Here is a 21,041-nt window from a genome sequence, read left to right as displayed (position 1 = left end):
ATGATAGTGGATTATCCTTAGTCTTTAGCAGTCGTTTAACTTCGTTCTTGCCCATTCTGATGCAGGCTTCATCAGACTCATACGTTTCAAATACGCTTTTTGAATATCTCTATCATCTACGATCATTGCGATCCTATATATCTTATATAGTAATTCAAAACTAGAATGATGTTGCTCAGACTCTAAATAATATTGATATCCATCTCCATACATCTCCATACGAGTTAATATATCTCCTGTTAATTCATATACGATAGCTTTATCCGTTTTATCATCAGGTTCTAATATCCCCTGCAGTGCAAGCTCATTAAATTGAAATTTAAATAGCATTTTCGACAATTCATAGCGTAGCATAGGTACTTGCACTTGAGTAATCATATATTCAATCACATCATACTTGCGGAGCATTAATAAATCGTGACATAAGTTTATATACAATTGTCTTAAATCGTCATGTAAGTCTGCTTCTATAATCAATTCTCTTTTTATTAATTTCTTAAGTATTTGTTTGTCTTTCTCATGCAGGTTGAAATGAACGATACATTCTTCGAAGAATGTTACATCTTCTCCGACAACAGCTACAAATACAATATCACGTTGATTTCCATCTTTAATCGAAGTGCAAGATGACCACATTGCTTTCGCAGATTCCAAATTTCCTTCCACTTGCATGATCCATGCACAAAGATCATCATCAAACTCTTGAGTGATAAATTTGGATAGATTTATAAATAAAGGGTTTCTATAAAGATATAGAAACTGCATTAGGATATTGGCTTCATCTGCTGATTCAAAGGGATAAATAGCTTGTAGATGTTGCAGAACATCTACGGGATCAGCATTTAGGAATAAATCAAAGAAAATTCTCAAAGATGCTGGGTGCATCCTATTTTGATTCAATCCTGCAATAATATGATCTCGTGCCTTCTCTGGTTGATTATACTTCAAATAGATCTCCGACAGATACGCGTGTGTTAAGTAAGAACCTACACCTTCTACTGTGGACAGTAAATCGTCTGTTACTTCACCCAGTTCCAAGCATTGGATGAATACTAATTCTGCATCCTGAAAGTAACCAATATCATAATATATCACCCCAAGCTGATAGAATAAGTCTGTATAAGTTGGATATACCGTTGACGAATCCTTTAGCACTCTTATGGCTTCATTGTAGCTTCTCAATTTCACTAAACACTGAGCTAAATTAATAATTAGACTCGGGGCAAATGTAGTATTAGGATTCAGCTTATAAGACTTTCTAAATGCCTTCACTGCTTTATCATACTCATGAATGGATTTATATTGGATTCCCAGATTATAATAACCGAATGATGTAGGATTATCCTTCAACTCGTCTTGAATAATCCCCATATTCCTTTCATTCTTACTTTTACTTTGAATAACGTCATCTTGATACCCATCATGATTAATAAAGACCAGTAATATTTCCCCTTTAGCCTTAGGAAACTCTCTTGTATTAATCTGTTCATGCAATGCTCCAATATATCTGAATCCAATTGTATTGGAGAACAATCTGATAAATGAATGTGTATAGACTACTGCAGGTTTTATTAAATTCCGTACTCTCAAGAAATAATACTCTTTCGACAATACTTCGAGCATCAAACTCTTGCTCTCATCCTCTAAATATTCATCGGCATCCAATACAAGGATATAATCACATGTCGCATGCTGAATAGCAAAATTCCGAGCATCAGCGAAGTTATTGTTCCACTCATAATGAAAGACATTTGTTGTATATTGTCGTGCAATATCTAAGGTCCGATCTGTAGAACCTGTGTCTACAATAATGATCTCATCCACTATATCTCTAACACTATTTAGACATCTATCTAGTGATCTTTCTTCGTCCTTAACGATCATACACAGTGATATTGTTTGATATTTCATTTTAACTCATCCTTATACTGGTTTATCTTTGCAAGCGCTGGATCGAAGTTATATTCTGCACTTCTAGAATAATATTCGATAGCTAATTTAAGATTATTTGTTACCTCATAATAAACACCCAAATTATATAAAGCTCTATATGAACCTACGCCCTCTACCGTTTCATATGAATGATTGTTAACTTCTCCTAGATGAAGGCAATAATCAAACGTTTCTTTAATAGCTATAAATTTGCGGACGTCTTGTCTCTCAATTAATGAAACGCCATATAAAAAATATAAATCCGTAAAATCCGGGTAAAATTCAACTGCATCACTAATTAGGTTGTCCAGGAAATCATATTCTCTAAGGTTCATTAAACAATACCCGTATGATAGAAATACAGTTGACATGTACCTTGGCAATGAATCTAATTCCGATACCCTTTGGATCGTATCATCAAAGTAATGAATCGCTTCCTCGTAATTTTTGTTCACATAATAGGTCTGTCCCATTTGGAAACTTAAATACATCGAGTTAGGGTCTGATTCGATTTGTTTTCTTAGCAATATTAAGTTGCGTTCAATCTTTTCTTTCTTTTGTATCTCCATTTCATTGTATCCATAATGATGTAGAATAACTTCTGTTGATTGAATCACAGCAATGGGCTTATCTCTATAATATAACTGTTCATGAATTACACCGTTATAACGGTAATCTTCTGAATTAGGAAATAACCGAGTAATTCTTGAATTCACAGTTCTATGTTCATCTATTATACTTCGTATATTAACTGTCGCTGGTTCATTCGTTAGTCGTTCTGTATACTCCTCAAGAAACCTTACTGTAGCCTGATCCAAAGTCTCATCTGCGTCAATAACCAATATATAGGGTTCTGTCGCAATACGGATTGCATAGTTTCTAGCTTCCGCAAAGTTATCATTCCATTGATAATGATGAACTCTCAGCTTTTCTTCACCTACTATTTCAATCGTACGATCATTAGATCCTGTATCGACAACATTAATCTCCTTCACAACTTGTTTCAGTGACTGAATACATTTGGCAATGTGCTTCTCTTCATTTTTGACAATTATACAAGCAGATATCGGTAAATTCGTTATCATAATCATTCCCCACAGTAAATGTCTTTATAAAAAAGGGGGCCAGTTGGCCCCCCCTCTTAATATATCCTTACTTATACTCAAAGTTCAACGAAGCTACAGTTTGCTGGCCATCCGGATTAATTATATAGTAGGATACGATTCCTACTGTTCCAGCTGGAGTTTTGAATTTCAATCGAGTAGTATTCACAAATGTTGCTTCATATTCAACTCCTGCAAATACAATTTTTGCTCCAGATTTAAAATTCTTACCATCAATATACACGATAGTACCACCATTGGCTGTACCATAATTTGGAGATGCGCCTGTAAGAATAGGTGCAGGCACTGCTGGTGGAGCTTCATAAGTAAATATTGTTGTCGCAGACAGTCCCGCTGGATTAGTAATTTTTATCTCTACAGGTCCAGCAATAGAAGAAGCAGGAGTTATAAGTTTAATACGTGTAGAATTTACATATGTGTAACTTACTTCTACATTATTCATTGTAACCTTTAATTCTGAAGTGAAATAAGTTCCATCAATATATACAATTGTTCCTCCAGTCATTAGTCCAGAACTAGGTGTTATGAAACTCACAGTTGGTATATCTTCTAGATAAGTGAACCCACCCACAAGTGTAGAAGACTTCCCATCTGGATTAGTGATTGTCACATCTACTGGTCCTGTAACATCTACTGCTGGAACTTTAACTCTTACATTGGTTGCACTCTGATAAGACAATAATTGTAGCTGTTGTGAACCAATCATTACAGTCGCACCTTGTTGGAAGTCAGTTCCGAAGATGTTTAATGTATATCCACCGCGTTTATTTCCTTGATTAGGGTCAAGGCTTGTAATTACAGGGTCTGGATACACGGGTGGTGTATCATAACTGAATCCACCTACAAGAAGGCCTGATTTACCATCAGCATTCAGAACTTTAGCATCTACTGGTCCAGGCGTTGATCCAACTGGTGATTTCACCTTCAACCGTGTTGAGTTAACATAGGTTGCATTTAAGTCAACTTCATTCCCATCGATAATAAAATACATTTTAGTCTCCGAGTTAAAACCCGTACCATCCACATAAAGGATTGTTCCACCACCCAAAGGTCCATGTGCTGGACTTATCGCTGTTAAGGTTGGCGCTGGTTGTTCTGGTGGAGCATCATACGTAAAGGCATCTGCAAGTCTAAATGTTTGCCTATCAGGATTTACTACAGTCACACTAACTGTTTCTGGGGTAGCCCATGCTGGCGTCTTAAAGGTCAATCTTGAAGAGTCAACAAATTTTGATGGTACTTCTACTCCGTTACCTACAATAATGATAGCACCAGACACAAGATCCTTTCCGTCTAGATATACCGTAGTTTCACCTACCAACGGTCCGTTGCTAGGAGTAATTCCTGTAACTGTCGGTGGTGGTGGAGTGATGAAAGAAAAGGATTGTGGTAATACAGATTCTGTGCCATCTGCATTAACGACCTTAACATCTACCGTTTCATCTTGCGCCCAAGCAGGAGTTACAGCAGTCAATTTACTTGCGTTATTAAATACAACTGAACTCGCTTCAACACCATTAAAATACACTTTACTTGCTGATTCGAATAGTGAACCCGTTAATGTGACAGTTGTTCCCCCAGTTGTTTCTCCCTGATCTGGGGTAATCGATACTAATTTCACAGTCGGAGGTGCTTCATAAGTAAAGGCATCTACTAATGAAAGTTCCGTACCATCTGGGTTCTCAATTTTGACATCTACTATCCCAGGTGCTGCCCCTGCAGGCGTTATAGCAGATATAGAACCTGCTGTGTTGTAAGTAACCGTTGTTGAGTATTGGTCACCGACTTTCACCTTAACTCCTGGTAAGAAGTAGTTACCAGTAATCACCAATTTAGTTCCACCCGCAAGTGGTCCCATAACTGGCGATAAATTTGAAACCTCTGGTTGTGCATAATATGCAAAGTCAGCAGTCGCAGTTTGATTATCGGTATTAATAACCGACAAGGTAACATTACCTTGTGTACCAACTGGAGTAATTACCTTCAGTTCAGTATTACTAATATATGTTACATTACTCGAGAGGGTAGTTCCAAATTTAACCTGAGGGTTTGGTAAGAAATTCTCCCCTATAATTGTAACTTCTTCTCCTCCTGTAATAATGCCCTTGTTCGGTGTTACTGTAGTAATGATCGGTGCGGGATAACTCACTACCACATTAGCCGAAGGAATAATATAGCTATTGGTAGCTCCTGTATAATCTTTATAACTAATGTTAGAAGTCGAAGTGGTTACTGGATATGTTCCGTTTATACCACCTTGTTTTTGACGTATTTTATAATTAAATGACAGTGTGTCATTTTTCAACTCCAAGAAGTTCCATGTTAATGTATTTCCGTTCACAGTTGGCTTAGGTATATTGTTATCATAAGAACCTGGGACAATTTCGAACCCATCATTAACATTCTCAGTGACAACAACATCGTAAGCACTTGCCAAACCTATTTCTTTAACAATAGCTGCATAAATGTCTTTCAAACCTACTGAACCTAATACAAAATGATGATGCTGGGCTGTTGTAGCCATATTCTTCAACAGAATATTTGCTTCACTTGTATCTGGAACGGTATCTGCATTCAACAGTGCTATCGTATAAAATACAATTCCTGCATCTTTAGCTTGCTTAGCCTTCATCAATGTGTAATCGTAGGCATTTAATCCGGCTCCCTCTTCACCTTTACCTGCTACACCTTTAGCCTCACCATCAGTGAGCAGTACGATAACAGGCTGAGCTTCAGGACGATGATTAGCTAATAACTCCTTAGCCTTTTGAATCGCTTTTCCTGTTGAAGTATTTCCGGACGAATTCACAGTATCAACATAGGCTTTGGCACTTTGTGCATCAGCAGTTAGATCAAATGATTTGATCATATCGTCACTACTATAATCAACGATACCTACACGATGTGTTGTGAAATCCATCATGTCAATAAACCCTTTGGCAGCGGATTTGGCATTTGTCATTTTGTCGCCTGCCATACTTCCAGACTTATCGATGACAAGAATTACATCATTTGGTTTAATAACGTTAATCGGAGGAGTCCCTTGGACATTTAATGTAACCTCAGTTTCTCCACCTACTAATATATTTGCAGGATTAACAGTGGTAGAAGCTGACACATAGTCTGTCGCCGCCTCAGCAGGTGATAACGGTGTTAGACTGGCACTTATAACTAGTACTAATAGCATAATAAAAAACTTTTTAAACTTTTTCATACAAATCCTCCTATTTAGTATTTTCGATCATAAAAGTAAGAATCCGCGAAGATGGGAGCTTCATATTGTTGCGATACTTTAGAGGACATTACATGGGCTTGTTGCATTCGATTCATACTTGTACTCAATAAAGATTGCATAGATTCATTCAATTTAGACAAAACTCTCAGCATATCCTTTTCTGACTCACTATACTTTTTGTCTTCACTTGACTGCAGAATAAGATACAAACTCTCGACTTGAGCTTCTCTTTTTAGAAAAGCACTTCCATCTTCTCCCTGCAATATTTCCTCGTAGATATCCTTCAATTGTTGCATAATCTGAAAACGGTCCATATCAGCTTCCTTTGCCGCTCTTCGCAATATGAACAGCTTCCTTCCACGTCTCCGCAAATCCTCGGGCAAAATCTATAACTTGTTCCAACAACTCCGGATCCTTACTGATAATAAACGAATTCAGCTGAGACAAGTAGAACATATACAAATCACGAAGTTGTCCCGAAATTTCGTAATTAAAATTTAGAGTTCCAAGTAACTCATACAATATAGCTCTTGCTCCGTGGATTCGTTCTAACATCTCTTCCAGCTGATCTTTACTCAAATGTAATTTGGCCATATTCAATTTGCGATACAACTCTTCATATAATAGGAGGGTCAGTTCACCAGGACTTGCTGTTTCCACTTTTGTTTTGATATATTGTTGTTGGTAATTCAATGCCACCATGTAAAACCTCTCCCTATAAACTTAAAGTTGATGATGCTTATGACTATGGCTACATTTGACTAGCTTCCCAGTTGTGATGTAAGCCAAGAACCTTTATTATTCAATTTCTGCATGGCAAGTTCCATAGCGGTAAATTGTTTGTAATAGCGTTCTTCAATCGTTATGAGCCGTGATTCCAATGTCGACATCTTATCATTTATCGTGTCAATTCTTTTACCTAACTGGCTTCCATCCACTGCATCAGACACTGTTCCAGAACCAATTTGTTTAATAATTTTGTTAATCTGTGTCGTAAGCGTTGAATACAATCGTTCAGCATATCCAGTCTCACTCTGATAATCCTTGTCTTTAGGGTCCAAAGTACTGGTCTTCGTGAACAGATTCATAACCCCTTCAGGATTACTATTGACTGCTTCAGTCAGCTTCGCCGTATCAATTTCTAACTTACCTAATTCGCTGGTCATTCCTTTAGAGAAACTCTTAAACTTGATCCCAATATCAGATAATGAATCCATCCCGCTGCTCAACCCACTCACTTTATTGAGAAGTACACTTTTCAATGAAGTGAGGGCTCCGCTCAGAATATCATCACGATACAATATTCCTACCTTGGCCTTAGATTCCCATAATTCAATTTGCTTCTCCGACATACTTTCCTTCTCTTCGTCTGTTAAAGGTGTATAGCTACGGTTCGGAGTAGCTTTTGTCTTATCATTCACAGAATCAACCAAGCTATTATACTGTTCAACAAAACTTGTGATCTGATCAACAATGTTAGAAGTATCACGAGCTACTGACACAGAGGCTGTTGTTGTAGACACACCCTTCAGATCAAACCGAACACCATTCATTTCAAATGCATTATTCTCCAATTCTAAGGATGTACCATTCACTTGAACGGAGGCATTAGTCCCTGCAACAGCGGTAGGTGCACTCAACTTAAACAACGAAGAGGCCACGCCACTTGGATCATTAATTTGAATGGATGAACTTTTCCCAGTAGCATTGGAACTCAACATGAATCGACTATTGATGCTATCATAACTCATCGTCACGCCAATATTAGCACTATTCACCTGTTTCATGACGGATTCATATGTTGAACCTGCATTCACATCAATCGTCTTAGAACCTTTAGGTCCAACAACTTCAAACGATCCCGTTGTAGCTACTTGTGCTTTGATATCAACAGCATTGGTTGTCCCAACTACCAAGGCACTCGACGCCAGACTATTGACACTAATGGTGAATCCACCACTAGTAGCTGTAGAGGATGCTGTTGCTGTCACCACACTCGTGTCACTACTATTCGCACTTTGTTTGTTAAAGGCACTTGAGAACCGCATCTTATCTGTCAAATTACGGATCGCCGTTAGCGTTGAATTCATTTCTCTGTACGAATCTCGCTTCCATGCGATGGTCTGTTTCTCCTTAACCAATTTATCAAGAGGTGCCCTCTCCGTTTGCATAAGCTTCTTGATAATTGTATCTGTATCCAAGCCGGAGGCCATCCCACTCATTCGTATTGTCATTCGCGTTCCCTCCTATCTGTTATTTTCTCTCATCCAGAAACAATCCAACTTGTTCGCATAAATTCTGAACTAGATCAAGATATTTCTCTGGCGGAATTTCTCTAAGCACTTCGTTAGTTTCCGTATTCATCACTTTAACGATCATTTCCTTACTACCTTGATGAACTGACCATTGTAAGCGAGTATCTAATCGTTGAAGCACTTTATTCCCACGTTCGATTAGTTCTGTGAGTCTCTGATCACTAATGGAGGGGATATTATCCAAGTGTGGTCCCTGTAGTGTAGTCTTCAACCCTGCATCCTGACTCAACAGAATAGAATCTTGCAATGGGAGATTCTCAGCGGATGAATCTATTCGCATTTACCTCAGCTCCTATTCCGTTAATATTAAAAAGACCGACCGGATTACCCGGCCGGCCCCTACGTTGAACAAGTGATTAACGAAGCAATTGAAGAATGCCTTGTGGTTGTTGGTTCGCTTGAGCCAACATCGCAGTAGCAGCCTGTTGAAGAATATTAACCTTCGTAGACTCGCTCATTTCCTTCGCCATATCTACATCACGGATACGGGATTCAGCTGCTTGTAAATTCTCAGAAGTTGTTCCCAAGTTATTGATTGTATGTTCTAGACGGTTTTGTACAGCACCCAAATTCGAACGAATAGCAGATACTTTATCGATAGCTACCTGAACAAGTGTCAAGTTACCAGTAGCTTCAGCATTCGTACCATTTAAAAGTGGATCTAAAGTACCAATTCCCAATTCATCAACAGTAGCCTTTATAAGGTCTAGAGAAATAGTATCACCAGCATTAGCACCTACCTGAAAGACTATTGGCGCTGTTTGAGCATCATCTCCAAGAAGGTTCTTAGTATTGAAAGTTGTTTGCTTAGAGATATCCTCAATTTGAGATGTCAATGCAGTAATCTCAGATTGAATTTTTCCGACATCAGTAGTTGTCAACACTTCATTTGCTGCTTGCGTGAACAATTCGCCCATACGTTGTAGCATAGCGTGAGTTTCGTTCAATGCACCTTCAGCTGTTTGGATCAATGAAATACCATCTAAAGCATTCTTGCTAGCTTGTTCCAAACCACGGATTTGGTTACGCATTTTTTCAGAGATTGCAAGACCAGCAGCATCATCAGCTGCACGGTTAATTCTGTAACCAGAAGACAATTTCTCTAAAGATTTGTTCTGAGCATTGTTGTTGTTAGTCAGTTGACGTTGTGTGTTGTAAGAAGCGATATTGTGATTAATACGCATGATATAATTCCTCCTTGGAATGTGTTGGTGATTAGCATCCTTGCTTCACCCATGATTTGGTGTAGTCATAGCTTGCGGCCGTCAAAGCTATGATAACGTCCCATATTATATATATCGGACAAACTCCGTTAATGTTTATAGTATTTTATATTTATTTTATAAATCTTTATTTTTTCTTGGTAAAGAGAAGTCTTGTAGAATTCGCTCTATGTTATCGTTCAGTAGAACAGCCTTCTTGTTCTGCTCCTGAATGTGATTATAAATCTCCTCCCTGTAGATACTTATATGTTTAGGAGCCTCAATACCAATTCTGACTTGATCACCTACAACATCAATGATAGAAATGACAATATCATCACCGATCATTATTTGCTGACCTTTGTTCCTGGAGAGCAATAGCATACTATCCTTCCCCCTCTCCATGCTGATCTACCAAAGAGTAGCGTGAAGAATAATCCGATGATTCTAGTATAATCTGCACTCCTTCTTTCGTTACCTTATTAATAGCAATCGGGGCTTTCAAGTTAATCGATATATTAGTAGTGGATCTGATGGTAGTGATCACTTTGATATCAACAAATTCCTCACTATGGAGCTTTAACTTGTCCAACCAATGATCCTCGATATCAAACTCATAATCCGGTTGGAATTGGAAAGGATCCGTTAATACAAAGGTTAGATTGGGGTCGTCAACGGATTGCATGAATTCAAAGGGGCTTTCTTCTGAAGATTGAATCAGGAAATAACGTGTCATTTCTGTAAATCCTAGAATTGGACTTACAAAGTTAATAATCGCCGTGTCCTCGATCTCTACTTCTCCAAACCTTGCTGTCTGTACGAACATGAGTACTTCCTCCTTAGTGGTCACAAGCATACACGGCCTCGCCGTCCTTTAACGGCGAAGAAACGTTTAGCGTTGAAATATAAGCCTATTTATAAGCAGAAATACTTATAGACTCTTATATTATAAAAAAAATAGCTATAATGAATCGAAATTCATTATAGCTATTGTATCGAAAATATTATATAACCGCATCCAATTTCGTTCCGATTATACTAAAATTTATATAGTTTTTCTGGGCAACATATGCTCTCAAATTACTGGGAGTACAGTTCATTCTTACCTCACCATATTCCGGATCACAGGTCACTCCACCTGGTGTATACCTCATTTCAACAGTTCTGGGCGTATAAGTAATATCTATATTGTCATAGGAGACAGGACCACGGAACTCCATGTATCTGTCTTTCAGCGTATTCTCATACGCCAAGTCAGCGAACACATGGCTTCCCTTGTCTTGAATGGCCATCATCCGATCTCCCGCCTCCGCAATTTCGCCAATGTTCTGAACAACGGATGACTTCGCATTCTGAGAAATACGTTCAAGCATTTCAATTGATCTAGCTAGGCCTGCACCTGACCTTGCTCTGCTCTGATCAATGTGCAATTCCCCATCCGTACTCCTCATTTCTAATTTTCCGGACTGTTGACTTATGTTTAAGTTAGATTTCGGTTGCTCAATACTCAATTGACCCCTTACCGTCTCCAAGCCAATCTTGCTATAGCCCTGTTGAATTTGTATACGGGGAATATTCATTCAAGTCACCTCTTTAGTTCAAGAAATCAAGCAGACTTGGACGAATCACGCGAGCCATGGTGTCCAACGAAGCCTGATAAATACTCTCTGATGTCTTTAGCTCCGTAATAACCTTACTCATATCAGCATCCTCAGTCTTTGACTGAAGGGATACATAATTCAGATTCAGATCTCCTAGACGACTCAGTGTGAAGTCCAGTCTATTCTGTTTCCCTCCCACTGCTGCTTGCGCGATAATAACATTCTCCAGAGATTTCTGAAAGGCAGGAATGGATGCTTGAATACCTGCTGTGCTATCGTTAAGTAATGCCTTCTTAAAGTCATCTACCACTTTAAATAACCCATTTGCATCACCTGAAGCTCCAAACACATTATCACCGATTGCATTAACACTTACATAAATGCCTGCACCAATCTGATATTCAACCTCACCTTGATCCAAACTGTACGCCTGATTTGCGGGATCAGCTGGATATGGTGGTTCGTTAACACGCTCACCATTAAATATATACTTCCCTTTAAACTGAGAGTTCCCTATAGAAACTAATTGGTTATACAATTCATCGACCTCGGCAGCAATATTCTTACGAGCATCCGCAGGTACGGTATCCGTTCCACCTTGAACCGCAAGTTCAGCGAGCTTTTGAATAATTTCTGTGGTTTGTGTCATGGCTGAATCATTCATTTTCATCCATGAATCTGCATCTTCCACATTCTCTGTAAATTGCGTCGTTGAACTAATTTCTGAACGATAGTGAAGTGCACTAGCTACACCTACTGGATCGTCTGAAGGGCGATTAATCCGGCGTTGAGTCATCATCTGTTCCTGTTGCTTGTCCATACGTTTATAGTTAGTCTGTAGACCTGTCATCATCGAATTACTCATCATTGATTGTGTAATACGCATCAATTCATCCCCTATCTACCGACTACGCCGGTACCGTTAATTAATTTGTCTAACATTTCATCCATCGTTGTAATGATTCTTGAAGAAGCACTGTATGCATGCTGGAATCGGATAAGATCGGACATTTCCTCATCCAATGAAACGCTGCTGATCGACTGACGCAGAGTATCCGCATGGTTAACAAGTAAACTCCCGTTATCCGTCATCTTCGTTGCATGTTGTGTATCCATACCCAACTGAGCTATGACGGATTGTAGATAGCCACTAAATGTGCCATCTGTGGTAATGGCACCATTCGTACCTGTTGGATCAAAATTCATTTTACGTTCTGCTAATCCAGCAATAAGAAGTGCCATATCACCATTACCTTGCAACACTTTATTCTGTGTAGTACCATTTGCATTAGTAACTGTCTCTGTACGCATAGATGCTGCAATATTCTTCAGATCATTAAGAATGTCGTTATTCACTCGAATATTAGCGGCCGTAATCGTAGCTGATCCATCCGAAGTTACAAAGAAGTCTTTACCATTCGTAGCTGGCTCTGCCAAGGTATACCCTAATTTATGTAACCCATTTAATCCATCCACAGTATATTTAACATCTGCTGTCAACTTGCCTGATGCGTCCACTGTAGCTCCAGGAACTGTAACGCCTGCAGGTAGAACGCTTCCTGCTGGAATCGTAACTTCTACTTTTCCTGTAGCAAGTGTATTTGCCATAATATCTAGTTGTTTCGTATATTCTGCTACATGAACATCACGTGACTGTACATAACCAGCAATTTCACCTTTGGTAAGTGTCGTGGCAATATCCTCTGTAATCGGTGTAGATGTCATCCCATCGACGACCACTTGGTTACCAAATGTTAGTTCATAATTATCTGGTGTCTCGTTCACTGTGACATTCCCAAGAACAGATAATTGGTCGACTAGAAGATCTCGCTTATCACGCAAGTCATTCGCATTATCACCCAAGCCCTCAATACGTCTAATCATCTGTGTCAACTCAGCAACTTGACTAATATTATTGTTCGCTTCTGACACTTTCGCAGTAATCCTTGTAGACATGTTATCTTTGATTATGTTCAACTGAGTTGCGATATGATTGAATGTCTCAGTAAGTGCAATAGCTTTCTGCTGAACTACAGAACGTGCCGAAAGATCAGCGGTACTTGGGCTCTTACTAAGCTGCTGCCATGCATTCCAGAACTCAGAGATACTGGTAGCTATACTATTCTCAGATGGTTCATTGACAACTCCCTCAATATTCGAGAGCGTCTCTTGTTTCACTTTCCAAGTAGCTAGCTCCGTATTCTGATTGCGATATTCTATGTCTAGTAAGAGGTCACGTATCCGTGTGATGCTAGTTGCTTCAACACCCATACCTAATTGTCCTGGAGCTGTTGTCTGAAGAAGACCAGGATAAGATAGTGGACGTGCTGCCTCTAAGTGTACAGTTTGGCGAGAGTATCCCTCTGTATTGGCATTCGTAATATTATGACTAGCTGTGTTAAGTGCTGTTTGTTGTGCTAATAACCCTCTCTTACCAACTTCAATCGTATGAAAAGTAGATCTCATTTACTTCACTCCTCGCTTCCTATTCTATGTCCTTGCATCAAAAAAATTGCGGTTCAAGCTTCTTGTGACATGCTGCTGATTCGGATTCTGATATAACATATCATCCTCAGGTCTACTCACAATTAAATTAAGAGAGTAGTCTATAAAAGACAAAGATTGATCTATCATTTCTTTGTTCGTATTATTAAGATTCTTCAATGTAAGTAATGTATCTAGTAATCGCCGTTGTGAATCCAGTAAGTGTTGCTTCTCTTCTTGATCGAACACGAGACGTGTCATTTCTGTAATCGTTAGCTTCAGTTGAGAACGAATCCCCTTCTCTGTAAGGAATACATTTGCTGCATCGACGCGCGCTATTTCTGACTCATTAACCTGCTTCAGTAGGCGAGTCTCCTTATTCATAATTTGCGTTAGATGCTGCATATCGTTCTTCAAAATGGCTTCATGTTTCTCTTTAGCTGCATCGACAAGATGTTGATGTAATTCATTCAAATGGTCCATTTCGGCTATTACTTGGTATATACTCACTCAGAATCACCCGACTGTTCAGTTGCCTTGAAATATGGCATTAACTTCTCTGCTAATATATTAGCGTCTACCTTATAGTTACCCGTCGATACTGACTCCTTCAACTCTTGAATTCGTTCAGCACGTTTCGGATCCTGAACTTGACTTTGTGCATCTAGCATCTCTTTAGCTTCTGTTGAAATAGACACTTGATCCTTTTGAAATTTCCTCTTATCCACATGATTGTCTCGAGTCTCCATATTCCTCTGGTAAGGGTTAATATTGCCTACTCGTCCTGGTTCATTTACTTTCATGTTTTTCACCTCACTATAATAAAAGACCGATAATCTTTACTAAGTTTATCGGTCACAATTGTATTATATTTAATAGCTAACAACGTAATTTGCTATTTATTTGCTATTTTTTGTATTTATCAAGCACCTTATACGCACCTGTACCCTTGTTAGCATTCATATTTCTCAATTGATGTTCTTTGACTGATTCACTCAATTCCTTGGTCAGACGTGCCCTACAGGCAGGGCACATGCTACTCTCGTGAATAAGAGCTGTGCCACACAATTCACATGGATAACTTAGATTAGGAGCATCTATAATAGAAAATCGCCCATCTTGAATAAATTTAGTGATCTGCCGCATCGTTACTTCAGTCGCTTCAGACAATTCTAGCATCGAAGAACTTCTATGACCTCGTAAATATTCGGCACATAAATCATATTGTAGTTCGATTTCTTTCTTACAATCCTTACACATATTTCGCAAATTTAACACATAAAGCTTACCGCACTGTGGACAATTCCCTAGACTCATCGCTCTCCAATCCCCTCTTCCACATAGTACATTATCATCGAATTCTGTCATTATTATATATAGATTAACTTATCGGAGTATGACTCGTCTATAATTAAGTATAAAAAAAACCTATCAAGAACGCGCCCAAGTAAGACTATATATTTCGACTGGAAATGACACCATTTCACTGGCCTCAATCAATACATGTGCACACGCATTGACCGTACTTCCTGTGGTGTAAATATCATCAATAAGGAGGATTCGTAATGCCCTCGGGATCCGTAGTGATTGCTGATGCCTGTCAAGATTCTGAAGCATGTCCATCACATCCGGATCACACTCGAAAGTATGATCCATATCACGGATGCGACTATTTCGACTCTTGAAGCTTTGTTTATCTGTATGCCGATCTCGTATAATAAGCCTTCGAAATGGTAGATTCGTCATTTCTCCCAATCTTACTGCAAGGACTTCCGCTTGGTTAAACCCACGCTCTTGAAGCCGTGTTTCACTTACAGGTACACATGTAATCACGTCGATAGCCCACTTCGAGTCTGAAGAACTCTGCTTATATTCATGTATCAACCTTGTATAAGCCCATTCAAGCATCCTGCTGAGTAACTCACTATAACGTTCGTTACCACGATACTTATATTGAGCCAACCATTCACGCATCATAGGATTATAAGCTACGGCGCTCCGATTACATATAAAGAAGCGCCCTTTCCTTACATCCTCCCGAGAACAATCTGGACATCCCATCTGTCGACCACACAGGCTACAACGAGGATTTAGGATCCATGGGATTGAGTCGTAACAACCGTGGCATATTCCATGGATCATGGTATAGGTATTCGTCATTTTGCCACATGTTAGACAGCTCACTACAGGTGGTGCAATGAATTGATGTATGAAATCTACTATACTCCTCCAGTTCATAATGACCTCCTTCATTTATTTAGATAACAATCCACCTCGCCGCGCGATTCGATTCATTCCCTTGATCTGTCTCACAGCCCTTTTCTGCGATCTTGTCCATTGAGATGACGCAAAGACTACATGACCTTCTGGATCATCCTTAGATCTACCAGCGCGTCCAGCCATCTGAATCAATGATGCTTCATCAAAGAGACCACTATCAGCATCCAGAATAAATACATCACTGCGTGGTACCGTCACGCCTCTTTCAAGAATAGTTGTTGTAATCAACACTCTAATCCGTGTATTGCGAAAGTCCACAACCTTCTCTGCCCGCTTCGGATCTACAGATGAGGTCCCTTCTATATGAACATCAGGCAAGTAACGTCGTAGCAATGTAACGAAGGGCTCAATATGTCGAATGCGTGAGACGAAAACAAACAATTGCGCCCCTCGCTGAATTGATCTCCTCAAAGTATGAAGGAGCCCACTAGAGATTCGCTGCTGTTGTAGGTAATGTGCAACAGACTTCATATCTATACGACTAGGAACAGGAAGGGGTTGTCCATGGAAACGAACAGGCACTCTTGCATAAGCGATTCTACCGGAAGATGCTTCTTGCTGAAGCTTCTGTGGAGGTGTGGCAGACAGATATACGAATTTCCCTCCAAGTTTACAAGCATGTTGTGCAGCATAAGCTAACATCGGATCATTATGATATGGGAAAGCATCAATCTCATCAATAATGACAAGATCAAACGCTCGATAAAAGCGCATCAATTGATGTGTGGTAGCAAGTGTCAATGTCCCTGGCTTCCAACGTTCTTCACTGCCTCCATAGAGCGTGACCACCCTTTCTTCAGGGAAAGCCTTGACAAGTCTTGGAGCTAACTCTAGTACAACATCCCGTCGTGGTGTAGCTACAAGAACTCTGCCTCCGGCTTGTAACACAGAATCAAGTAACGGAAAGATCATTTCCGTCTTACCCGCTCCAGTGACTGCCCAAAGGAGGAAGCGTTCTGGCTCTGCAGAATCAGAGGCAGGACACTTTATCGCCACTCTGCCCGCATGACTAACTGTGCCCATATTGCGGAATATACGATTACCTCTATAACTTATAAATTTCCCACTACTCCCAAATTTGACACCAATACGATCATCTCCACCACTTCGGATGCGGTTCCGCGAGGCCGCTGTCGCTCCGCCCCCTGCGGGTGGCTTCGCTAAGAACCGCAGCGCCGCGGCAGCCGCTACGCCTTGCGCGGCACTAAGCCCCCACCGGCCCATGGCCTCGGTGGGGGAACCGCCAGCCGTGCCTCGCACGGCTGGCTGCGCTGCTCCGCGAAGCAGCAGCGTACAAGCGCGGCTGCGCCCCATTGCGAGGCAGGCCTCGCAGTAGGCGCAAGCCGCGCGGCCGCACGTGGCGCATGCCGTGCGGCCAAGGGCTACGCTGCCGCAGCGCTGGCAGCGGGGGACCTTGCGGCGGCGCTGCCAAGGCGCGCCGCCACGAGGCGAAGGCGCAGGTGCAACGCCTGCGCCGAGCGTGAGCTGGCCCTGGAGATAGGCCAGCTGTGCGGCCGTGAACCAGGCGCTAGATAAGAATGGCTCTGCTTCTACCAACAAGCCATCCACTTCTGCCGCCAACAACGATCGCCCTTGGAGCAATGACGTTAACATGTCAGCTTCATAAAGTACCTCTTTCATCACACTAGGAATCCGTAAGTCTCCCACCCGACAACAACGTCCTTGTTTCTTTACAACATGATCCCATAACGTTTCAATACCCATGTCTTTCATCTGATATTCATTCATCTTTCTATCACCTGCGATAGCACTTCCTAGAATATTCACATTCATCCCATCTTGGATTCGCCAGATCCACATATCACCTTCTCTTATGTATTTTTTATGTGGTTGCAATTTTGCTTCTTCCATCAGCTCTTCTTGAAGATCTCCAATGACATACTGTGTCCACTGATGAGCCTTCCAGTGATCTATTCCGTTCACGTATAAGTCCATCTGCTCTAGCTTCAGCGCCCATCCAAGAGGAAGCCCCTCACCAAGAAATATCATCCTGCATGTTGGCTCCTTAGCTACTTTAGCCCACCATATTACATCCATTCTCATATCAAGCGATATCTTAATTAACCAACATCCAGCATTTCGAATCGCATATACTGCAACCTTCAACTCCCACCACCTCCATAGAATCACACTGTCACGCCATACTATTATTAATTAGTGCCTATTCCTTCAACAGTATCCTAGCCCACATTCTATTACCTCTATTTAAATTAATCTTTCTCTTGGCGGTTCGGGCTCTCTTTCATTCTGCATGCCATAAAACACAAAAAAGCACATTCTCCCAGAATCTCGATCTTGGAGAGTGTGCTTCACACTTTACTACTACCTATACAATTGCTAAAAATAATCATACACCAACAACTATTATCTTTGCACATAGGGGATACGCCTATCCTCCTGTGGTGTTCTTACATCAATCCATATGGATCCTTCAATACTCTCTGGTAGTAAATAGCCGTTCGTATGTTCTCCATTTACTCCATCACAAACCGATATAGATAGATCAAGACCAGACCATTCACGCATGATGTCAATCATCTGCACAGTTTCATCGTTTGAATCATGATCAATAACATGAATATACAATTTCTTACCTTTAAGTAAAGCATATAACCATAGAGCACGTACATACCATTCAATCTTTCGTTCATGATTACATGTTACCAGTATATACTCTTGCTTATGTTTGTTCCGCCTATTCCCCTTCAATTTATGGGTTGTCGCATATAAACCATGAACGATGGCAATCGCCAACCCATAAATGATAGCTATCCAGGTTAATTGGATGACCATGGAGATCCACCTCCTTCTTTACCAACAATGTATGCTGATCAAGAAGGCTCGGTGACAAGATATGAACATCGCGCCCACACCAAGAGAAAAAGGAACGGCTATATTATATGTAATATTCCATGACCGCCTACAAAAGCCTTATTAAAGTGTTACCCACCCATATTTAATGGCATTAATAACAGCTTGTGTACGATCATCAACTTCCATCTTTTGCAAAATACTACTCACGTGGTTCTTAACTGTTTTCTCACTAATAAAGAGAAATTCACCAATCATTTTATTACTCTTTCCTTCTGCCATCAAACGTAACACTTCAGCTTCCCGACGGGTCAGTGGGTTATTCTCTCCACCTACAAATTTCACTCCTGCTTCTTTGTCGGATCTTTCGCTCATTGCCCCAGTTTCATTCACATACGTCATACGGCGTAACTGATTAATCAACTTCCCCGTCACTTTAGGATGAATAAATGCATAACCTTGATACACGGAGCGAATCGCATTAATAAGAGACTCTGCCTCCATGTCCTTCAGCAAGTAGCCATTCGCACCTTTACGCAATGTCTCAAACACATAACTCTCATCATCATGAATCGATAAGATGATTACTTTAATATCAGGAAACAGTTCACGTAATTTCTCGGTTGCCTCCACGCCATTCTCCAATGGCATATTAATATCCATGAGTACAATGTCTGGTTTAACTTCATTACAAAACTCGAGTACTTGGATGCCATCACCACATTCACCGATGACTTCCATATCCTCCTCCATGTTTAGAATCCGCTTCAGACCTTCGCGAAACAATTGATGATCGTCAGCTAAGAGTACCTTTATGGATTTTTTCCCAGAATCTCGATTGTCCATCACGTTACTCCTTTCTCTTTATCCACGTTTGTAGGGATATGAATTATGATCTTCGTTCCTTCATCCAACTTCGAATCGATCTCCATTCTCCCATCTAGAAGCTCGACTCTTTCACGCATACCAATAATACCGAAATGGTCGTTTCCCTTTTCTTCTAATTGTTCCATCTTGAATCCACAACCGTTATCTAGTACAACAACCTTAACCATTTGTAATTGATAAGTAATCTCTACTACAACATAAGATGACTCCGCATGCTTAGCCACATTCGTTAACGCTTCTTGGACAAGTCGATAAATAGCTGCCTCCATTGCTGAGGTGAGACGATGTTCCTTCCCCCTCACTTCAAGCAACGTTCGAATTTTCGTTTTCTCTTCAAAATCATGAATATATTTACGAAGTGTTGGAATGAGTCCTAAATCATCCAGAGTCATTGGACGTAGATTAAAAATTACTTTGCGGATTTCTTCAAGACTTGCACGTACTTGTCCCTTCAAATCTATTATTTCGTCCTGCACCATCTTAAATTCCTGCTTTATTATCATTCTTTCTACAATTTCTGTCCTTAGCACTAGATTAGCCAACAATTGAGCTGGACCATCGTGTACTTCTCGTGCAATTCGTTTCCGTTCTTCTTCTTGTGCCACGATAATCTTCAACCCTATAAGTTGACGATTCTTAGCACTCTCAATAATACGACTAACTTGACTTATTTCTCCAGATAAATATTCCATGACTACACCCATTTGTGATCCAATGCTTTCAGCACGTTCCACAGAGTTCTCCACATTTCGCGTTCTTTTCTGTAGTTCATCACGTCTTGCTCTAAGATACATTTCCTTCTCACGATAAATCATCACATCAAGTTGGAGCTGCGTCGCCTTCTCATAGGCTTCTCTAATATCCTCTTCCTTATAGTGAACAAAGTCTCGGCTAACTTCTGTTAAACGGATGCGTGAACTCCGGTAGCTTAGTTCTAGTAGATCAACCTTCTTCAAGGTGTCCACAGTTTCCTTCATCACATACTGAAGTTCATGATTCAGCGTGTTCAACTCATCTCGAGCACTCTCTAGAATCTCAAACATTTGCAATTTACTATCTTCCACAACTTCAATAGCATTCTTTACGACACGGTCTATAGCTTCAGCTTGAAAGTCCACTCAAGAGTTACTCCATTTCTTCCTTCAATG

Annotated in this window: 21 protein-coding genes; all 21 read right to left on the bottom strand. The window is 40.2% G+C overall.

The window, feature by feature from the left end; translation table 11 throughout:
• Window positions 1-24: 24 nt before the first annotated feature.
• Window positions 25-1,911, bottom strand: a complete 1,887-nt coding sequence (locus AC1D7X_RS15725) for a glycosyltransferase (RefSeq protein ID WP_495475586.1) — start codon at window positions 1,909-1,911, stop codon at window positions 25-27.
• The gene (locus AC1D7X_RS15720; protein ID WP_495458312.1) at window positions 1,908-3,017 is read right to left on the bottom strand and encodes a glycosyltransferase; all 1,110 of its coding nucleotides are present in this window, start codon (window positions 3,015-3,017) and stop codon (window positions 1,908-1,910) included. Before AC1D7X_RS15720 ends, AC1D7X_RS15725 begins: the two co-directional genes overlap by 4 nt.
• A gap of 67 nt (window positions 3,018-3,084) precedes the next feature.
• Entirely contained in the window at window positions 3,085-6,270 is a 3,186-nt protein-coding gene (locus tag AC1D7X_RS15715; RefSeq protein ID WP_495475585.1) for an IPT/TIG domain-containing protein, read from the bottom strand.
• A gap of 14 nt (window positions 6,271-6,284) precedes the next feature.
• The gene (locus AC1D7X_RS15710) at window positions 6,285-6,605 is read right to left on the bottom strand and encodes a hypothetical protein (RefSeq protein ID WP_495475584.1); all 321 of its coding nucleotides are present in this window, start codon (window positions 6,603-6,605) and stop codon (window positions 6,285-6,287) included.
• 1 nt (window position 6,606) lies between these two features.
• On the bottom strand, window positions 6,607-6,993 hold the full coding sequence (gene fliS / locus AC1D7X_RS15705) for a flagellar export chaperone FliS (protein WP_495458315.1): 387 nt from the start codon (window positions 6,991-6,993) through the stop codon (window positions 6,607-6,609).
• Between the two features lie 59 nt (window positions 6,994-7,052).
• A complete protein-coding gene (gene fliD / locus AC1D7X_RS15700; RefSeq protein ID WP_495475583.1) occupies window positions 7,053-8,525 on the bottom strand; it encodes a flagellar filament capping protein FliD in 1,473 nt (490 codons plus the stop codon).
• A 19-nt stretch (window positions 8,526-8,544) separates the two neighbouring features.
• Window positions 8,545-8,886, bottom strand: coding sequence for a flagellar protein FlaG (locus AC1D7X_RS15695; protein ID WP_495475582.1), 342 nt, complete (start codon window positions 8,884-8,886; stop codon window positions 8,545-8,547).
• A 76-nt stretch (window positions 8,887-8,962) separates the two neighbouring features.
• On the bottom strand, window positions 8,963-9,790 hold the full coding sequence (locus tag AC1D7X_RS15690) for a flagellin N-terminal helical domain-containing protein (RefSeq protein WP_495475581.1): 828 nt from the start codon (window positions 9,788-9,790) through the stop codon (window positions 8,963-8,965).
• Between the two features lie 156 nt (window positions 9,791-9,946).
• On the bottom strand, window positions 9,947-10,192 hold the full coding sequence (gene csrA / locus AC1D7X_RS15685; RefSeq protein ID WP_495475580.1) for a carbon storage regulator CsrA: 246 nt from the start codon (window positions 10,190-10,192) through the stop codon (window positions 9,947-9,949).
• 1 nt (window position 10,193) lies between these two features.
• Window positions 10,194-10,634, bottom strand: a complete 441-nt coding sequence (gene fliW / locus AC1D7X_RS15680) for a flagellar assembly protein FliW (RefSeq protein WP_495475579.1) — start codon at window positions 10,632-10,634, stop codon at window positions 10,194-10,196.
• Between the two features lie 178 nt (window positions 10,635-10,812).
• Window positions 10,813-11,388, bottom strand: coding sequence for a DUF6470 family protein (locus AC1D7X_RS15675; RefSeq protein ID WP_495475578.1), 576 nt, complete (start codon window positions 11,386-11,388; stop codon window positions 10,813-10,815).
• A gap of 13 nt (window positions 11,389-11,401) precedes the next feature.
• Complete coding sequence (flgL, locus tag AC1D7X_RS15670) at window positions 11,402-12,295, bottom strand: flagellar hook-associated protein FlgL (protein WP_495458322.1); 894 nt, start codon at window positions 12,293-12,295, stop codon at window positions 11,402-11,404.
• Window positions 12,296-12,306: 11 nt separating this feature from the next.
• Window positions 12,307-13,875 carry a flagellar hook-associated protein FlgK gene (gene flgK / locus AC1D7X_RS15665; protein ID WP_495475577.1) on the bottom strand — a complete coding sequence of 523 codons (1,569 nt, stop codon included), beginning with the start codon at window positions 13,873-13,875 and terminating at the stop codon, window positions 12,307-12,309.
• A 24-nt stretch (window positions 13,876-13,899) separates the two neighbouring features.
• Complete coding sequence (locus tag AC1D7X_RS15660) at window positions 13,900-14,403, bottom strand: flagellar protein FlgN (RefSeq protein WP_495458324.1); 504 nt, start codon at window positions 14,401-14,403, stop codon at window positions 13,900-13,902.
• A complete protein-coding gene (gene flgM, locus AC1D7X_RS15655; RefSeq protein ID WP_495458325.1) occupies window positions 14,400-14,696 on the bottom strand; it encodes a flagellar biosynthesis anti-sigma factor FlgM in 297 nt (98 codons plus the stop codon). The genes AC1D7X_RS15660 and flgM overlap by 4 nt, the downstream gene beginning before the upstream one ends.
• A gap of 103 nt (window positions 14,697-14,799) precedes the next feature.
• Entirely contained in the window at window positions 14,800-15,210 is a 411-nt protein-coding gene (locus tag AC1D7X_RS15650) for a flagellar protein (RefSeq protein ID WP_495475576.1), read from the bottom strand.
• A 114-nt stretch (window positions 15,211-15,324) separates the two neighbouring features.
• Window positions 15,325-16,131 carry a ComFC family protein gene (locus AC1D7X_RS15645; protein WP_495458327.1) on the bottom strand — a complete coding sequence of 269 codons (807 nt, stop codon included), beginning with the start codon at window positions 16,129-16,131 and terminating at the stop codon, window positions 15,325-15,327.
• Between the two features lie 15 nt (window positions 16,132-16,146).
• The gene (locus tag AC1D7X_RS15640) at window positions 16,147-18,300 is read right to left on the bottom strand and encodes an ATP-dependent helicase ComFA (RefSeq protein WP_495475575.1); all 2,154 of its coding nucleotides are present in this window, start codon (window positions 18,298-18,300) and stop codon (window positions 16,147-16,149) included.
• Window positions 18,301-18,558: 258 nt separating this feature from the next.
• Entirely contained in the window at window positions 18,559-18,987 is a 429-nt protein-coding gene (locus AC1D7X_RS15635; protein ID WP_495475574.1) for a hypothetical protein, read from the bottom strand.
• A gap of 141 nt (window positions 18,988-19,128) precedes the next feature.
• Window positions 19,129-19,851, bottom strand: coding sequence for a response regulator transcription factor (locus AC1D7X_RS15630; RefSeq protein WP_495475573.1), 723 nt, complete (start codon window positions 19,849-19,851; stop codon window positions 19,129-19,131).
• Window positions 19,851-21,011: a sensor histidine kinase gene (locus AC1D7X_RS15625; RefSeq protein WP_495458331.1), complete on the bottom strand. Its 1,161-nt coding sequence runs from the start codon at window positions 21,009-21,011 to the stop codon at window positions 19,851-19,853. The genes AC1D7X_RS15630 and AC1D7X_RS15625 overlap by 1 nt, the downstream gene beginning before the upstream one ends.
• Window positions 21,012-21,041: the final 30 nt, after the last annotated feature.

This window comes from Paenibacillus sp. Y568 (genome assembly GCF_059445545.1).
This window is presented reverse-complemented; position numbering and strand designations above follow the sequence as displayed.

Bases quoted from the DNA above. Each gene is read 5' to 3' on its own strand.
- AC1D7X_RS15720 (WP_495458312.1), bottom strand. From the start codon at position 3,017: ATGATAACGAATTTACCGATATCTGCTTGTATAATTGTCAAAAATGAA.
- AC1D7X_RS15715 (WP_495475585.1), bottom strand. From the start codon at position 6,270: ATGAAAAAGTTTAAAAAGTTTTTTATTATGCTATTAGTACTAGTTATA.
- AC1D7X_RS15695 (WP_495475582.1), bottom strand. From the start codon at position 8,886: ATGCGAATAGATTCATCCGCTGAGAATCTCCCATTGCAAGATTCTATT.
- flgL (WP_495458322.1), bottom strand. From the start codon at position 12,295: ATGCGTATTACACAATCAATGATGAGTAATTCGATGATGACAGGTCTA.
- fliS (WP_495458315.1), bottom strand. From the start codon at position 6,993: ATGGTGGCATTGAATTACCAACAACAATATATCAAAACAAAAGTGGAA.
- AC1D7X_RS15635 (WP_495475574.1), bottom strand. From the start codon at position 18,987: ATGGTCATCCAATTAACCTGGATAGCTATCATTTATGGGTTGGCGATT.
- AC1D7X_RS15630 (WP_495475573.1), bottom strand. From the start codon at position 19,851: ATGGACAATCGAGATTCTGGGAAAAAATCCATAAAGGTACTCTTAGCT.
- AC1D7X_RS15675 (WP_495475578.1), bottom strand. From the start codon at position 11,388: ATGAATATTCCCCGTATACAAATTCAACAGGGCTATAGCAAGATTGGC.
- fliD (WP_495475583.1), bottom strand. From the start codon at position 8,525: ATGACAATACGAATGAGTGGGATGGCCTCCGGCTTGGATACAGATACA.
- AC1D7X_RS15690 (WP_495475581.1), bottom strand. From the start codon at position 9,790: ATGCGTATTAATCACAATATCGCTTCTTACAACACACAACGTCAACTG.
- AC1D7X_RS15650 (WP_495475576.1), bottom strand. From the start codon at position 15,210: ATGAGTCTAGGGAATTGTCCACAGTGCGGTAAGCTTTATGTGTTAAAT.
- flgK (WP_495475577.1), bottom strand. From the start codon at position 13,875: ATGAGATCTACTTTTCATACGATTGAAGTTGGTAAGAGAGGGTTATTA.
- AC1D7X_RS15710 (WP_495475584.1), bottom strand. From the start codon at position 6,605: ATGGACCGTTTTCAGATTATGCAACAATTGAAGGATATCTACGAGGAA.
- AC1D7X_RS15645 (WP_495458327.1), bottom strand. From the start codon at position 16,131: ATGAACTGGAGGAGTATAGTAGATTTCATACATCAATTCATTGCACCA.
- AC1D7X_RS15725 (WP_495475586.1), bottom strand. From the start codon at position 1,911: ATGAAATATCAAACAATATCACTGTGTATGATCGTTAAGGACGAAGAA.
- flgM (WP_495458325.1), bottom strand. From the start codon at position 14,696: ATGAAAGTAAATGAACCAGGACGAGTAGGCAATATTAACCCTTACCAG.
- csrA (WP_495475580.1), bottom strand. From the start codon at position 10,192: ATGCTATTGCTCTCCAGGAACAAAGGTCAGCAAATAATGATCGGTGAT.
- fliW (WP_495475579.1), bottom strand. From the start codon at position 10,634: ATGTTCGTACAGACAGCAAGGTTTGGAGAAGTAGAGATCGAGGACACG.